12 protein-coding genes are annotated in these 15,009 nt (G+C 73.5%); 7 read left to right on the forward strand and 5 right to left on the reverse strand.

What is annotated here, in order from left to right:
- Positions 1-485: 485 nt before the first annotated feature.
- Positions 486-962 carry a phosphotransferase gene (locus tag O1Q96_RS44215; RefSeq protein WP_331276039.1) on the forward strand — a complete coding sequence of 159 codons (477 nt, stop codon included), beginning with the start codon at positions 486-488 and terminating at the stop codon, positions 960-962.
- Here O1Q96_RS44215 and O1Q96_RS13860 read toward each other — a convergent pair.
- The 3 genes from O1Q96_RS13860 to O1Q96_RS13870 all read right to left on the reverse strand — a co-directional run bounded on the left by O1Q96_RS13860 (position 931) and on the right by O1Q96_RS13870 (position 3,961).
- A complete protein-coding gene (locus O1Q96_RS13860; RefSeq protein WP_269248463.1) occupies positions 931-1,611 on the reverse strand; it encodes a gamma-glutamyl-gamma-aminobutyrate hydrolase family protein in 681 nt (226 codons plus the stop codon). The two genes, O1Q96_RS44215 and O1Q96_RS13860, sit on opposite strands and share 32 nt — an antisense overlap.
- Before the next feature lie 20 nt (positions 1,612-1,631).
- A complete protein-coding gene (gene eat, locus O1Q96_RS13865; RefSeq protein ID WP_269248464.1) occupies positions 1,632-3,077 on the reverse strand; it encodes an ethanolamine permease in 1,446 nt (481 codons plus the stop codon).
- Positions 3,078-3,214: 137 nt separating this feature from the next.
- Positions 3,215-3,961, reverse strand: a complete 747-nt coding sequence (locus O1Q96_RS13870) for a FadR/GntR family transcriptional regulator (RefSeq protein WP_269248465.1) — start codon at positions 3,959-3,961, stop codon at positions 3,215-3,217.
- Positions 3,962-4,038: 77 nt separating this feature from the next.
- On the opposite strand from O1Q96_RS13870, the gene O1Q96_RS13875 reads away from it, so the two are divergent.
- From O1Q96_RS13875 to O1Q96_RS13890, 4 genes are all read left to right on the forward strand, one after another.
- On the forward strand, positions 4,039-5,403 hold the full coding sequence (locus tag O1Q96_RS13875) for a glutamine synthetase family protein (protein ID WP_269248466.1): 1,365 nt from the start codon (positions 4,039-4,041) through the stop codon (positions 5,401-5,403).
- 11 nt (positions 5,404-5,414) lie between these two features.
- A complete protein-coding gene (locus O1Q96_RS13880; RefSeq protein ID WP_269248467.1) occupies positions 5,415-6,812 on the forward strand; it encodes an aldehyde dehydrogenase family protein in 1,398 nt (465 codons plus the stop codon).
- Positions 6,809-7,600, forward strand: a complete 792-nt coding sequence (locus tag O1Q96_RS13885) for a 3-oxoacyl-ACP reductase (protein ID WP_217454920.1) — start codon at positions 6,809-6,811, stop codon at positions 7,598-7,600. The genes O1Q96_RS13880 and O1Q96_RS13885 overlap by 4 nt, the downstream gene beginning before the upstream one ends.
- Positions 7,601-7,704: 104 nt before the next feature.
- Entirely contained in the window at positions 7,705-8,649 is a 945-nt protein-coding gene (locus O1Q96_RS13890) for a DUF2510 domain-containing protein (protein ID WP_269253592.1), read from the forward strand.
- 87 nt (positions 8,650-8,736) lie between these two features.
- Here the strand turns inward: O1Q96_RS13890 and O1Q96_RS13895 are convergent, their stop codons facing one another.
- Complete coding sequence (locus tag O1Q96_RS13895) at positions 8,737-9,939, reverse strand: amino acid deaminase/aldolase (RefSeq protein ID WP_269248468.1); 1,203 nt, start codon at positions 9,937-9,939, stop codon at positions 8,737-8,739.
- 1,799 nt (positions 9,940-11,738) lie between these two features.
- On the opposite strand from O1Q96_RS13895, the gene O1Q96_RS13900 reads away from it, so the two are divergent.
- On the forward strand, positions 11,739-12,635 hold the full coding sequence (locus O1Q96_RS13900; protein WP_269248469.1) for a hypothetical protein: 897 nt from the start codon (positions 11,739-11,741) through the stop codon (positions 12,633-12,635).
- Positions 12,632-13,816, forward strand: a complete 1,185-nt coding sequence (gene mycP / locus O1Q96_RS13905; protein WP_269248470.1) for a type VII secretion-associated serine protease mycosin — start codon at positions 12,632-12,634, stop codon at positions 13,814-13,816. Before O1Q96_RS13900 ends, mycP begins: the two co-directional genes overlap by 4 nt.
- Positions 13,817-13,882: 66 nt before the next feature.
- On the opposite strand, the gene O1Q96_RS13910 is transcribed toward mycP, so the two are convergent.
- Positions 13,883-14,854: a serine hydrolase gene (locus tag O1Q96_RS13910; RefSeq protein ID WP_269248471.1), complete on the reverse strand. Its 972-nt coding sequence runs from the start codon at positions 14,852-14,854 to the stop codon at positions 13,883-13,885.
- Between the last annotated feature and the right edge of the window lie 155 nt (positions 14,855-15,009).

Raw genomic sequence — 15,009 nt, forward strand, 5'->3', positions numbered from 1 at the left:
TCAACCGCTCCGCCGGCCGCAGGCGTCCGTACGCCGTGGGAGGAACTCCCCGAGGCGGTGCGCCGGGCCGTCGCGGACGTGCTCGGCGCACCCGTCGTGGAGGCCGTCACCCAGACCGGCGGCTTCTCGCCGGGAGCGGCGGCCCGGGTCAGGACCGCAAAAGGGCGGCGGGGGTTCGTCAAGGCGGTGACCGGCGCGGTGAATCCGCACAGCGCGCCCATGCACCGGCGGGAGGCGAGGAACACCGCCGCACTGCCCGCGGACGTGCCCGCACCGCGACTCCTCGGGACCTACGACGACGGGGCCTGGGTGGCGCTCGTCTTCGAGGACGTCGAGGGGCGCCAGCCGCATGTGCCGTGGAACGAGAGCGAGTTGAGGCTGGTGCTCGACGCCGTGACGGAGCTGAGCCGCGCGCTCACCCCGTCACCGGTGGACGTTCCCCCGGTCTCCGAACGGCTCGCGGGCGCCTCCTCGGCTGGCGGAAGATGCTCGACGCCGGTGACGAGGGGGAGGGCCTGGACCCCTGGATCGTACGGAACCTGTCCGCGCTGGCCGAACTGGCGGCGCCCTGGGGGGAGTTCGCTACGGGTGACACCCTCGCCCACGGCGACCTCCGCGCGGACAACATCCTTGTCACGAACTCCGCCGCGCGGCGCGTCCTGTTCGTCGACTGGCCCCACGCCCAGCTCGCCGCCCCGTGGTTCGACCTCCTGGGGATGCTTCCGTGCGTCCGCGCGCAGGGCGGCCCGGATCCCGAAGCGACGTTCACCGCCCACCCGTTGGGCCGGGAGGTGGACCCGGACGGTGTCACGTCCGTCCTCGCCGCCCTCGCGGGCTACTTCGTGCACCAGTCGCGGCAGCCGGCGCCGCCGGGCCTGCCGACCCTCAGGGCCTTCCAGGGAGCCCAGGGCGAGGCCGCCGTCGACTGGCTCAGGAAGCGGCTCGGACCAGCCCTGACATGACGCGCAGGTCCTCGCCCATCTCGGGATGCCACTGGACACCCAGGACGAAGCCGGCGTCGGGAAGCTCGATGGCCTCCACGGTGCCGTCCCCCGCGAACGCCGAGGCGAAGAGCCCGGTGCCGAGGCGGTCCACGGCCTGGTGGTGGTAGGTCGGCACGGACTCCTCCTCCGGCACCAGCGCGGCGTACAGGGACCCGGGCACCGGCTTCACCGCATGCCGGTCGAAGACCCCCACGGCCCTGGTGTGCCCGTCGATGTGCTGGACGAGCGTCCCGCCGAGCGCGACGTTCAGGAGCTGCATCCCGCGGCAGACACCGAGGAGCGGGGTGCCGCAGGCCAGCGCGGCATCGATCAGCGCGAGTTCCCAGGTGTCACGCCGGCGTGCCTCGGGGCCCGTCCGGGGGTCGCGCTCGGCGTCGTACCGCGACGGATCCACGTCGGGGCCGCCCGCGATCACGAGCCCGTCGAGGCGGGCGACGGCCGCCGCGGCGAACGAGGGATCGTCCGGCGGCAGCATCGCGGCGAGCCCGCCCGAGGCCTGCACCAGCCGGGGGTACCCGGCGGGCAGCAGCGCCGCCTCCAGCTCCCACACGCCCCAGCGCGCGGAATCCAGATACGTGCTGACTCCGATCAGCGGCCTGCCGCCCACCCTGTTCTCCTTCTGCCGGTTCAGTTGCGTTCCAACTCTGCCTCGGCCGCGGCGAGCGCGGCGAACTCCTCCTCCGGCGCCTTCGCCACCAGGTGCTTGCGGCTGTAGAGGCCGAAGTAGGCGAGCGCGACCACGTACACCAGGAGCGCGATGACCGCCGCCGTCACGTCCACCAGGAACGTCGCCACCAGCGCGGAGCAGGCCAGGACCAGCGCCACCGAGGACGTCAGCACACCGCCGGGCGTACGGTAGGGCCGCTCCAGACCCGGCTCGCGGCGGCGCAGCACGATGTGGGACAGCGACATGAGCGCGTACGAGATGGTGGCGCCGAACACCGCGATGTTCAGCATGCGGGCACCGTCGCCCGTCGCCGCGGCCAGCGAGAAGCCGATCGCGCCCGGTACCAGCAGACCCAGGTACGGGGCCTTGCGGCCGCTCGTCAGGGACAGGAAGCGGGGCAGGTAGCCGGCCCGCGAGAGGGCGAAGAGCTGGCGCGAGCCCGCGTAGATCAGCGAGAAGAACGAGGCCACCAGGCCCGCGAGGCCCGCGTAGTTGACGACGCGGCTCAGCGTGGTCGCCTCGCCGTCCGGCTGGAGGGCCTCGACGAGCGGGTTGCCGGCCTCCTGGATCGCCGCCGAGCCGCGCGCCCCGGCGGCGGCGAAGAAGGTCAGCAGGGCCAGGACGATCAGGATGCCCATCGACCAGCGGATCGCCCTCGGCAGTGAACGGGCCGGGTCCTTCGTCTCCTCGGCCGCCAGCGGTACGCCCTCCACCCCGAGGAAGAACCACATGCCGAACGGGAAGGCGGCCCAGATGCCGAGCAGGCCCATGGGCAGCCAGGAGCTGGAGCCGAAGGCGCTCGGATCCACCGCGATGTCGTCGAGCCGCGAGGCGTCGAAGTCCGGGAAGGCGCCGACCGCGAACACCAGCAGCGCCACCACGGCTATCCCGGTGACGACGAAGCTGAAGCGCAGCGCCTCGCCGACCCCCCACAGGTGGATGCCGATGAAGATCACGAAGCAGGCCAGGTACACGGGCCATCCGGAGGTGAGACCGAACAGGCCCAGCGACTCGACGTAGTCGCCGATGAAGATGGCGATGGCGGCGGGCGCGAGGACGTACTCGATGAGGATCGCCGTGCCGGTCAGGAAGCCGCCCCAGGGGCCGAGCGCCCGGCGCGCGAAGCCGTAGCCGCCGCCCGCCGTCGGCAGGACGGAGGAGAGCTCGGCGAGCGCGAAGACCATGCACGTGTACATCAGGCCCATGAGGACCATGGCGATCGCGAGGCCGCCGAAGCCGCCCTCGGCGAGGCCGAAGTTCCAGCCCGAGTAGTCGCCGGAGACGACGTACGCGACGCCGAGGCCGGTCAGCAGCACCCATCCGGCGCTGCCTCTGCGCAGGGTCCTGCGCTCCAGATAGTCGTCCGCCTCTCCGGCGGCACGAGGCTTGGTGGAATCCACGGACATGGACGGCTCCCCACGGGGCGGCGATACGCAATGGAACGGATCCATACCTTTGCGGGCTGCGTGGCCAGAAAGCAACACCTGTGCGCTACGTGACCGTTAAACGGTCCTCACAGCGGCCGCCCGGGGGAGGCCCGGCGTCACGTGAGGAAGCCGCGCAGCAGGGCGGCCGTACCCGCGCAGTGCTCGCGCATCATCTCCCGCGCCCCGTCCGCGTCACCGTCGAGCACCGCCTCCACCAGGGCGGCGTGCTGGTGCTGCGAGTGCTCCAGGTTCCGCACGAGCAGCGGGATGCAGTCCAGGAGGTCGTTGACGGACGCCCGCACACCCGCGTACTGGGCGCTCAGCGTCGGCGAACCGCACAGCTCGGTGAGCGTGAGATGCAGCATGGTGTCGAGGCGCCGGTAGTCGGCGAGCGGGGCCTCGCGCGTGCGCGTGAGGGCGTCCCGCAGCCGCGTGGCCTGCTCGTCGTCCAGCCCGTGCTGGGCACACAGCCCGGCCGCGCCCACCTCCAGCACCTCCCGGAAGCGGAGCACGTCCTCGACGTCGACCGCCCCGATGCGCCGGCGCAGCTCGTCCTCGCCGGGCGTCACGGTCCGCGGCAGCACGAACGTGCCCCCGTACCGGCCGCGCCGTGCCTCGACCAGGCCCTGGTCCTGGAGGACCTTCAGCACCTCGCGCAGTGTCACCCGGCTTATGCCCAGGCGGTCGGCCAGCTCCCGCTCCGACGGCAGCCGTTCGCCGCCGGGCACCAGGCCGAGCCGCACGACCTGGAGGATCTGCTCCAGGGCTTCCTCGAAGCCGTTGCCCGCCCGCACCGGCCGCAGCACCGGCGTCAGGCGGTCGTCGACCTGCGGAGCCTGTCGGTCCGCGTTCGTCTGCGACATCTGGCCGTACCCCCTTCCCAAGCAATGGTTCTCCGCAATACCTTATGGCTCTCGGCTGACCCAAGGAGGCCTTTCCCGTGGCAGACCGCACACCATCCCTCAGTGTCGAGGAACTGCACACCCTCGTCGCGAGCGGCGAGATCGACACGGTCGTCCTGGCGTTCCCCGACATGCAGGGGCGGCTCCAGGGCAAGCGGTTCGCCGCGCGCTTCTTCCTCGACGAGGTCCTCGACCACGGTACGGAGGGCTGCAACTACCTCCTCGCGGTCGACACCGACATGAACACCGTCGACGGCTACGAGATGTCGTCCTGGGAGCGCGGCTACGGCGACTTCGCCATGCATCCGGACCTGAGCACCCTGCGCCGGGTGCCCTGGAACGCGGGGACGGCGATGCTCGTCGCCGACCTCGCCTGGGACAACGGCTCGCCCGTCGTCGCCGCGCCCCGCCAGATCCTCCGCCGCCAGCTGGAGCGGCTCGCCGAGCACGGCTTCACCGCCCAGGTGGGGACCGAGCTGGAGTTCATCGTCTTCAAGGACACCTACGAGCAGGCCTGGGACGCCAACTACCGTGGCCTGACGCCGGCGAACCAGTACAACATCGACTACTCGGTGCTCGGCACCGGCCGCATCGAGCCCCTGCTGCGCCGCATCCGCAACGAGATGACCCGGGCCGGCCTGACCGTCGAGTCCGCCAAGGGCGAGTGCAACCCCGGGCAGCACGAGATCGTCTTCAAGTACGACGAGGCCCTGGTCACCTGCGACCAGCACGCCGTCTACAAGACGGGCGCCAAGGAGATCGCCGCCCAGGAGGGCGTCTCGCTCACCTTCATGGCGAAGTACAACGAGCGCGAGGGCAACTCCTGCCACATCCACCTCTCGCTCACCGACGCCGACGGCACCAACGTGATGGCGGGCGACGGCGCGGGCGGGATGTCGCAGGTCATGCGGCACTTCCTCGCCGGACAGCTCGTCGCGCTCCGCGACTTCTCCCTGCTGTACGCGCCCAACATCAACTCCTACAAGCGGTTCCAGCAGGGCTCGTTCGCGCCGACGGCCGTGGCCTGGGGATACGACAACCGCACCTGCGCGCTGCGCGTGGTCGGCCACGGGCGCTCGATGCGGTTCGAGAACCGGCTGCCCGGCGGGGACGTCAACCCGCATCTGGCCGTCGCCGGCCTGGTCGCGGCCGGTCTGTACGGCATCGAGCACAAGCTGGAGCTGCCGGAGGCGTGCACGGGCAACGCCTACACCGCGGGGTACGAACACGTGCCGACCACCCTGCGCGAGGCCGCCGAGCTCTGGGAGAACAGTCCCGTCGCCAAGGCCGCCTTCGGTGACGAGGTCGTCGCCCACTACCGCAACATGGCGCGGGTCGAACTGGACGCCTTCGACGCCGCGGTGACCGACTGGGAGCTCCGCCGCTCCTTCGAACGCATGTGAAAGGCCCTCCGTTGTCGCACACGCCCTCCCCGCCCGGAGAACACGAGCTGCTGGTGCTCGATCCGGCCACCGAAGAAGTCGTCGCCACCGTCCGGGGCGCCGACGCGGCGGACGTCGACGCGGCCGTCGCACGGGCCACGAAGGCCCAGGTCCGCTGGGCCGCCCTCGCACCCGGCGAGCGGGCCCGGCTGCTGCGCCGGTTCGCCGTCGTCGTCGACGAACACCTCGAAGAGCTGGCCCAGCTGGAGGTCCGCGAAGCGGGACACGTCGTCGGCAACGCCCGCTGGGAGGCGGGCAACGTCCGGGACCTCCTCGACTACGCGGCCGGGGGAGTGGAGCGGCTCACCGGGCGCCAGATCCCGGTCCCCGGCGGCCTCGACGTGACGATCCTCGAACCGCTGGGCGTCGTCGGGGTCATCGCGCCCTGGAACTTCCCGATGCCGATCGCGGCCTGGGGCACGGCTCCGGCGCTCGCGGCGGGCAACGCGGTGATCCTCAAGCCCGCCGAGACGACCCCGCTGACGGCCCTGCGGCTGGCCGAGCTCGGCCTCACGGCGGGCCTGCCGGAACACCTCTTCCAGGTGCTCCCGGGGGCCGGCGCCGTCACCGGCAACGCGCTGGTCGAACACCCCGGAGTCGCGAAGATCGTCTTCACGGGGTCGACGACCGTCGGCAAACAGGTGCTCGCCAAGGGCTCGGCGCTCCTCAAGCGCGTCACCCTCGAACTCGGCGGCAAGAGCCCCAACATCGTCTTCGCCGACGCGGACATCGAGGCCGCCGCGGCGTCCGCCCCCATGTCGTTCCTCGACAACTCCGGCCAGGACTGCTGCGCCCGCACCCGCATCCTCGTCCAGCGCTCGGCGTACGACCGCTTCCTCGAACTCCTCGCCCCAGCGATCGAGTCCGTCGTCGTCGGCGACCCAGCCGACGAGAAGACCACCATGGGCCCGCTGATCTCGGCGGCCCAGCGGGACCGCGTACGGTCGTACGTCACCGACGACCTGGCCGGGATCCGCGGCACCGCCCCCGAAGGCCCCGGATTCTGGTTCCCGCCCACCGTCCTGACCGGAATCGAGCCCCACGCGCGCGTGGCCGTCGAGGAGGTCTTCGGACCGGTCGCCGTGGTCCTCCCCTTCGAGGACGAGGCCGACGCCGTCCGCCTCGCCAACGCCACGGACTACGGCCTGGCCGGCTCCATCTGGACGCGCGACGTGGGCCGCGCCCTGCGCGTGTCGAGCGCTGTTCGCGCCGGGAACCTGTCCGTCAACTCGCACGCCGGGGTCCGCTACTGGACCCCCTTCGGCGGCTTCAAGCAGTCGGGCATCGGCCGTGAGCTCGGCCCGGACGCCCTGACCGCCTTCACCGAGACCAAGAACGTCTTCATCAGTACGGAGGGCCCCGCACAGTGACCGAATCGACCGACGCCATCGTCTGCCGCCGCCTGGTCGGCCGTACCGCTGTCATCACGGGTGCCGGGAGCGGCATCGGCCTCGCCACCGCCCGCCGGCTCGCCTCCGAGGGCGCCCATGTCGTCTTCGGCGACGTCGACGAGACCCGGGGCAAGGCCGCCGCCGACGAACTCGGCGGGATCTTCGTCAAGGTCGACGTCACCGACGCCGAACAGGTCGAGGCGCTCTTCAGGGCCGCGAACGACACGTACGGATCCGTCGACATCGCCTTCAACAACGCGGGCATCTCCCCGCCCGACGACGACTCGATCCTGGAGACCGGCCTGGAGGCCTGGAAGCGCGTCCAGGAGGTCAACCTGACCTCGGTGTTCCTGTGCTGCAAGGCCGCGATCCCCTACATGCGGCGACAGGGCAGGGGGTCGATCATCAACACCGCCTCGTTCGTGGCCCGGATGGGCGCCGCGACCTCACAGATCTCGTACACCGCGTCCAAGGGCGGCGTCCTCGCCATGTCCCGTGAGCTCGGCGTGCAGTTCGCCCGCGAGGGGATCCGGGTCAACGCCCTGTGCCCCGGGCCGGTCAACACCCCCCTGCTCCAGGAGCTGTTCGCCAAGGACCCCGAGCGGGCCGCGCGCCGCCTCGTGCACATCCCGCTCGGGCGGTTCGCGGAGGCCGACGAGATCGCCGCCGCCGTCGCCTTCCTCGCCAGCGACGACTCGTCGTTCGTGAACGCCACGGACTTCCTGGTGGACGGGGGGATCTCGGGCGCGTACGTCACGCCCCAGTAGGCGGCCCCGCACCGGGACCGCACACCGGCACGGTCCCCCGTCCCGCTCGGGGCGCGGGTACCGCACCGGTGTCCGCCGAAGCCCCCTAGAGTGCCTGGATGAGCATGACGCCTCCGCCCGGCTGGTACCGGGACCCCTCGGGCCCGCACGTGGAGCGCTGGTGGGACGGCACCGCCTGGACCGAGCACCGGCGTACTCCCGAGGTGCCGCAACAGCAACCGCCGCAGGGACAGCCGCAGTTCGCGCCGATGGCACAGACGGTGGTGACAGCGCCCGGCGGCGGCTCCGGACGGGCGAGGACGATCGCCCTCACCACCGCCGGGGCCGTCCTCGTCGCCGCCATCGTCACGGGCGCCGTCGTCCTGAGCGGGGACGACGGCGACCCCGAGGCACGGACCGCGCCGACGCCCACGGCGTCCGCGCCGACGAGCGGGCCGCCCTCGCCCTCGGAGTCCACCTCGGAACCGTCCGCCGACGACCCCGCCGTCGTCGTGGACGAGCTCAACGGCATCACCCTGCCGCTGCTCGACGGATGGGCCAGACCCGAGAACGTCACCGAGACGGACGTCGTGATGACCACACCGGGGACGTACGACTGCCCGGGCGACGACGGCCTCTGCCGCCACGGGACCGTCATCTCACGCACGGTGACCGCGAACGACGAGAAGTCCCCCGAGGCCCTCGCCAGGGACGACATATCCGAAGCGGCCGACCGGGCGTTCGACCGCAACAAGGTCGACGAGCGCCCGTACCACGGCATCACGTCCCACCGGCTGGTCGAGCAGGGGCCGGTCGCGGTCGCGGGGCGCACCGGCTACTTCGTGCGCTGGCGCGTCAGGACCGAGGCGGGGCCCGGAGGGTACGTCCAGTCGACGGCCTTCCCGTCCAGCGTCGGCTCGGAGTCGCTGGTCATGGTGCGGTACTTCTTCGACGCGGGCGAGCAGGGGCCGCCGCTCGCCGACATGGACCGGATCACCAAGGGGATCCGGCCGATCGGGGACGAGGGCACGGGCGGTGGAGTGGGCAGCAGCATCGGGCCCACCCGATAGCGCGACCGGCCCCAGCCTCCGCCGCCCCGCTCCTCGCCTGTCGCGGCGCCAGGCGTCGCCCGGCGGACGGGAAGGTGACGACAGGGCCTAGAGGAACGTGTGGCCCTCGCCGCGATACGTCGGCACGGTCGCCGTCACCGCGTCGCCCTCGACGAGGTGCAGCACGTCGAACCGCTCGCACAGCTCTCCGGCCTTCGCGTGCCGGAACCACACCTTGTCGCCGATCAGCAGATCGTCGGCGGGCGAGCCGAGCAGCGGCGTCTGCACCTCTCCGGCACCCTCCTGGGCGTCGTACCGCAGGCCCTCGGGCAGGTACGGCACGGGCAGCCGGTCGGGGCCCGGGGCACCCGACGCCGGATAGCCACCGCCGAGGACGGTCACGACGCCGACCCCGGGCCGGCGCACGACCGGCTGCGCGAAGAGCGCGGCCGGACGCCCGCTGAACGACGTGTAGTTGTCGAAGAGGCGCGGCACGTACAGCCCGGACCCGGCCGCGATCTCGGTCACCGAGTCCTCGGCCGCGGTGTGCTGGACACTGCCCGTGCCGCCCCCGTTGACGAACTCCAGGTCCGGCGCGACGGCGCGAACGGCACGCACGACGTCCGCCCGGCGCTGCGCCAGCTCCTTGCGGGCCGTGGCCTGCATCAGCCGGATCGCACGCGAGCGGAACGGGCGCCCCCGCAGGGCGTCGCCCACACCGGCGATGTGCCCCTCGTACGCCATGATCCCGACGAGCCGGAAACCGGGCCGGCGGGCCACCGCACGGGCCATCTCGGCGACCTGGGCCGCGGAGTGCAGGGGCGAACGACGGGCACCGACCCGGACCCGGCCGCCGAGCATCTTGAGCGCGGTGTCCAACTCCAGGCAGACGCGCACCACTTCGCGCCCGCCGTCCCGGGCGTCGTCGATGAGCTTCAGCTGCGCGGGGTCGTCGACCATGACGGTCACGGCGGCGGCGAGCTTGGGATCGCCCGCGAGCTCCGCGTACGCCGTCCGGTCGGCGGACGGATAGGCGAGCAGTACGTCGTCGAAGCCGGAGCGTGCCAGCCACAGCGACTCCGCGAGCGTGAACGACATGATCCCGGCGAAGCCCTCCCGGGCCAGCACGCGTTCGAGCAGGTTCCGGCAGCGCACGGACTTGCTCGCCACGCGTACGGGCTTGCCCGCCGCCCTCCGGACGAGGTCGTCCGCGTTGGCGTCGAAGGCCTCCAGGTCCACGATCGCGACGGGTGCGTCTAGGTGAGCGGTGGCCCGGTCGTAGCGGGCCCGGTCTGCGGCGCGGGCAGTCATGGGCGAAGCCTGCCAGACCTGATTACCGCAGGGTAGGGGGACGTTCCGGGCAGATGCCGCGGGCCCGCGGACTGGTTCCCCCTCGCGCAGCGTCAACCCGTAGAGTGACGCGCACGCAAGCGGGGAACGGATCCGGAGGGGTTCCTTCGGCGAGTCGGTCGCCCCGGGGACGAGGAAACGGGGGGTGCATGAGTACGGAAGCGCGCCGCGCCTCCATTCCTCCGCGCCCGTCGACGCCACCGGGACCGCCCGGAGCGGAGAGCGACCGAGAGCCGTCGCCGGAGCCCGGCGACTCGAACACGCGGCCGCACCCTGAGCGCGCGAGCGGGCCGGCCGCCGAGGGGCCCCGGAGCCCCGGAGCCCCGCAGGGGCACGGTCCCGCCGGACCCGCCAGGCCCCGGAGCGCTTCGTACGGATCCGGCGGCGGTGGGGGCTTCGGCGCGGGTGCTCCGGACAGGAACCACCCCGGCACCACGGCTCCGCAGCCCGCCGAGGAGTGGACCACTGCCGCGCCGCCCGGGCGCGAGCGCGGGAACACCGTCGCGAGGCCGGGAGCGGCAGGGGCCAGGTCCGGGCAGGCCGCGGCGGGAACGCCGCCACGGCACCCTGCCGGAGCGCCGCCGCGACCGCGTACGTCCGACGGAGCCGGTCCCCGGGACACACCCCCGGCCACCTCACCGCGCTTCCCGAACCTCCGCCCCGCCGGAGACCGACGACAGACGCCCGGAACGCCTCCGCCTCCCGCGGCCTCGGCCCGCTTCCCTGACACACCGCCCGGCGGATCGCGCATCCTGCCCGGCACGGACGGGCCGACGCCTCCCCGGCGTACGACGACCGAGCCGCACGCTCCCGTGGGAGGCCCGGCGAGACCGGGTGTCCCGCCGCGCCCGGCCACCGCGCCGGGGGTGGCTCCGGCGCGCACCGCTCAGGGCGATTCCCCGCCGCGCCCGGCGGCCGAGCGGCATGCCCCCAGGAGCACCGCCGAGGGTGAGCGAATCCCGCCGCGGCCGATGCGTGAGCCGCACGGATCCTCGGGGAGCGCCCCGGGTGCCCGGATCCCCTCGCGTCCGGTGAGCGGCCCGGGGCCGAACCCGGGGACGGCTCCGAGGCGAGACGATCAGCGGCACCTCCCCCCGCGGCCCACGAGTGAACCGGGCGCCGCCACCCGCGGCATCCGGCGGCCGGATGTTCCGCCGCGTCCCGCGAGCGCGCCCCGCTCCTCCACGCCGGACGGCGAGGAGAGGCAGGCTCCTGCCCGTCCCGCCGCCGAACCCCGGACGACCGGCGGCAATGCCCCGCAGCGGCCCGGCACCGGCCTGCCCCTGCGTCCTTTCGCCCCGCCGCGACCGGGCACCACGGCGTCCCGCCCCAGCACCGACGCACGGCGGGCCGCGCCGCCATCCGGCCCGGGTGCCGAGGAGCGGCGAGCCGCATCGCCGTCGGGCCCGGGTCCGGGTGCAGGTGCAGGTGCTGGGGAGCGTCAGGTCACGCCGTCGTCCGGATCGGGTGCCGGCGAACGGCGAGTCGGCACACCGGCCGGTCCCGGTGCGGGGGAGCACCGCGTCGCGCCGCCGTCCGGTCCTGGTGCCGGCGAGCGCCGCGTCGCGTCACCGGCCGGTCCCGGTACCGGGGAACGACCGGCTGCCAGACCACCGCTGCCACCCCGCCCGAGCACCTTCCATCCCTCCGCCCGGCGCACCGCGGTTTCCGCGGACGCCCCGCCGGAGACCACCACCAGGCTCCGGCCCGTCCCCGCCGACCCGCCCGCGGCACCGAGCACGTCACCGTCCCGCCTGCCGATGACCGGCCCCGGCGAGCCCTTCTCGGGCCCCGCCCGGCACATCCCCGAGCCTTTGGACCCGACGCACCGGCACCACGTGTCCCTCGCGCCCCCGGACACGTACGACGAGGAGAACCTGCCCCCGCAACCGGTGGTCCCCCGGCGGCGCGGCAGCGTCGTGGCCGCCGCGGCCTGTGTGGTGCTGGGCCTCGGCCTCATCGGTGGTGCGGTGACGGGCAGTTGGCTCACCGGCGACAGTTCGGGGGCGTCGGGGAAGCCGGACGCGTTCACGGCGGCCGGCGACCTGTGGCACAGCATCCCCGTCGACGAGCTCTTCCCGCCCACGGTCGACGGCGAGGGCGCGGGCCCCGGCGGCGCCGACCGCACCTGGACCCGTATCGCCGTGGCCCCCGACAGCGGCTGCAAGGACGCCTTCGACCCGCTCCTGCGCAAGGCCCTCGCCCCCGCGGGCTGCCTGCGCCTGCTGCGCGCCACCTACACGGACGCGACGCGCAGCCATGTCACCACGGTCGGCCTGCTGTTCACGAAGGCGGACTCCGCCGCCATGGGCGTCCTGCACCGCCGGTTCGAGGAGCAGGGGCTCGACCGCCGACGCGACCTCATGCCCCGCCCGTACGCGGCGAAGGGCACGGTCGCCGCGGGCTTCGGCGACGCGCAGCGCGCGTCCTGGACGCTGTCGGTCCTGACGGACGCCCCCGTGGTCGCGTACGCGGTGTCCGGGTTCGCCGACGGCCGCGCCGTCGGTGAACCGCAGCCCGCCGAGGACGCGATGAAGGCCGCCGCCACCACGACCCCTGCCCAGGCCGGGCTCGGCCACGACGCACAGGGCCTCGCCGACCGCGTCGAGCGAAGCCTCCGCAAGACCGTCAACTCGGCCACGGAGAAGCCGTCATGACCCGGAAGCCCCTTCGCGCGAAGGGATTCCTGGTCGCCGTGATGGCCGCCGGCCTCGCGCTTATGCCCTCCACAGCCGCTCACGCCGACGGCATCCGTGCGAAGCAGTGGGCCCTGGAGGCCATGCACACGCAGGAGGCCTGGCGGACGACCAAGGGCGAGGGCATCACCGTCGCGGTCCTCGACACGGGCGTCGACGACGAGCATCCCGACCTGGCGGGCAACGTCCTCGCCGGCAAGGACATGGTCGGTTTCGGCGCCGGCCGCGGCGACCGCCCGTGGGCACGCCACGGCACGGCGATGGCCGGCATCATCGCGGGCCACGGACACGGCGCGGGCAACGCCGACGGAGTCATGGGCATAGCCCCCGAGGCGAAGATCCTCCCCGTCCGCGTGATCCTCGAAGACGGCGACTCGGCCCGCGGCAAGGCCCGCAACACCCGCGGAAACGCCCTCGCCGAGGGCATCCGGTGGGCCGCCGACCAAGGCGCCGACGTCATCAACCTCTCCCTCGGCGACGACTCCAAGTCCGCCCATCCGGAGGCCACCGAGGACGCCGCCGTCCAGTACGCCCTGAAGAAGGGCGCCGTCGTGGTCGCCTCGGCCGGGAACGGCGGCGAGAAGGGCGACCACATCTCGTACCCGGCGGCCTACCCGGGCGTGATCGCCGCGACCGCCGTCGACCGCTACGGGACCCGCGCCTCGTTCTCCACCCGCCGCTGGTACGCCACGGTCAGCGCCCCCGGCGTCGACGTGGTCATCGCCGACCCCGACCGCAAGTACTACGAGGGCTGGGGCACCAGCGCCGCCTCGGCCTTCGTCTCCGGCGCGGTCGCCCTCGTCAGGGCGGCCCACCCCGGCCTGTCCCCGGCCCAGATCAAGCAACTCCTGGAGGACACGGCCCGAAACGCCCCCGACGGCGGCCGCGACGACTCCCGGGGTTTCGGCTTCGTGGACCCCGAGGCGGCCATCAAGAAGGCCGCCGGACTGAAGCCGCAGGGTCTCACCGCGGTGACCGACGCGGACAGGTACTTCGGCAAGGGCCCGGACGCCGCCGAGGAGGACCGGCCCTCGACCGCCTGGGCCGGCCCTCTGGCAGGCAGCGTCGGCGGCGTGCTCCTCGTCGCCGCGGTCATCCTCTGGAGAGGCAGCAGGCGACCGCGTCACCCCGACGCCGACTGAGGGCACGGCGATCGGGCCGACGCCCGGGGTCCGTCCGCACGTCCCGCCTGCCCGCCCCGTGGCGCGTCAGGCTCCCGCGAACACGGACACAGCAGCCCTCGCGGCCCCCTCCACCAGGGAAATCCCTTTCTCCTTGGTGGAGTTGCCGTCGGACAGCACCGCGACGAGGTACTCGCGCCCGTCCGCGGACACCCGGCCGACGCTGTTGATGACCCACAGCCCGGTCGCACTCCGCGGCAACCAGCCGTTCTTCAGGGCGGACCCGGCCTCGCCGGCGGCCGACACACCCCAGTCCTGCCCCGCGGCGATGTCCCCCATCAGCCCTCGCAGACAGGCCCGTGAGCCCTCGTCGAGCTCCGACTCGTCGCCGAACACCTGCCGCAGCAGGACGAGTTGATCGGCGGCCGTGGTCTGTGTCAGCCCCCACAGCGGCCCGTCCCCGCCCTCCGTGCCGCCGAGCCCCAAGCGCTCGTTCGCCTCCGCCAGCCCCTCGGCCTGCCCGATCGCCTTCCACAGCGCCGTGGCGGACGCGTTGTCACTGTCACGGATCATCGCGGCGGCGTACGTCCTCTCCTGCGCGGTGAGTCCACGCCCCGTGTCCTGGGCCCGCACCAGCAGGGCGGCCAGGATGTCGACCTTCACGATGCTCGCGGTGTCGAACGCCCCGTCCCCGTACACCGCGCTCTCCCCGGACTCCGTGTCCAGCACCGCCACCGACACCCGCGCCCCTGTCTCGACAGGGACAGCCCCCACCGCCCGGGCCAGCAGGGTGTCCAGGTCGGCCGTGGGAGCAGCGGGCGAGGTCCGGCCAGGACCGGGCGCGGACGTGCCTGCCGTCGCCGATTCCACCGCCGCCTCCAACGCTCCGGGTGCCGCCGAGGAGGATACGAGCTCCCCGGAGCCGTGCGCCTGTGCCGTCACGTACACCGCCCCCGCGGCCATGGTGCCCAGGAGGACGACGGAGGCGACCGCCGCGTGTGCGAAGGGCCTGCGGCGGGACGGGCGGTCGCCGCGCCCACCGGCTCTGTGTGGGAACATGGCGCGATCGTGGGGCCCGGCCCTGTGCGCCGCGTCGGCCGCGTGTGAACGCCGGGTCGGAGATCGCTGAGAAATCGGTGAGACCTGCCGACGTCCCTCCTTTGGCACGCGCCGGGCGTGCGTCCGGCCGACGGCGGCCCACCGGCGGAGCCGGC

The organism is Streptomyces aurantiacus (assembly GCF_027107535.1).
GTDB lineage: Bacteria > Actinomycetota > Actinomycetes > Streptomycetales > Streptomycetaceae > Streptomyces.

Coding starts and splice junctions, on each gene's coding strand:
- O1Q96_RS13895 (WP_269248468.1), bottom strand. CDS start 9,939: ATGACTGCCCGCGCCGCAGACCGGGCCCGCTACGACCGGGCCACCGCT.
- O1Q96_RS13900 (WP_269248469.1), top strand. CDS start 11,739: ATGACCGGCCCCGGCGAGCCCTTCTCGGGCCCCGCCCGGCACATCCCC.
- mycP (WP_269248470.1), top strand. CDS start 12,632: ATGACCCGGAAGCCCCTTCGCGCGAAGGGATTCCTGGTCGCCGTGATG.
- O1Q96_RS13870 (WP_269248465.1), bottom strand. CDS start 3,961: ATGTCGCAGACGAACGCGGACCGACAGGCTCCGCAGGTCGACGACCGC.
- O1Q96_RS44215 (WP_331276039.1), top strand. CDS start 486: ATGCTCGACGCCGGTGACGAGGGGGAGGGCCTGGACCCCTGGATCGTA.
- O1Q96_RS13890 (WP_269253592.1), top strand. CDS start 7,705: ATGACGCCTCCGCCCGGCTGGTACCGGGACCCCTCGGGCCCGCACGTG.
- O1Q96_RS13910 (WP_269248471.1), bottom strand. CDS start 14,854: ATGTTCCCACACAGAGCCGGTGGGCGCGGCGACCGCCCGTCCCGCCGC.
- eat (WP_269248464.1), bottom strand. CDS start 3,077: ATGTCCGTGGATTCCACCAAGCCTCGTGCCGCCGGAGAGGCGGACGAC.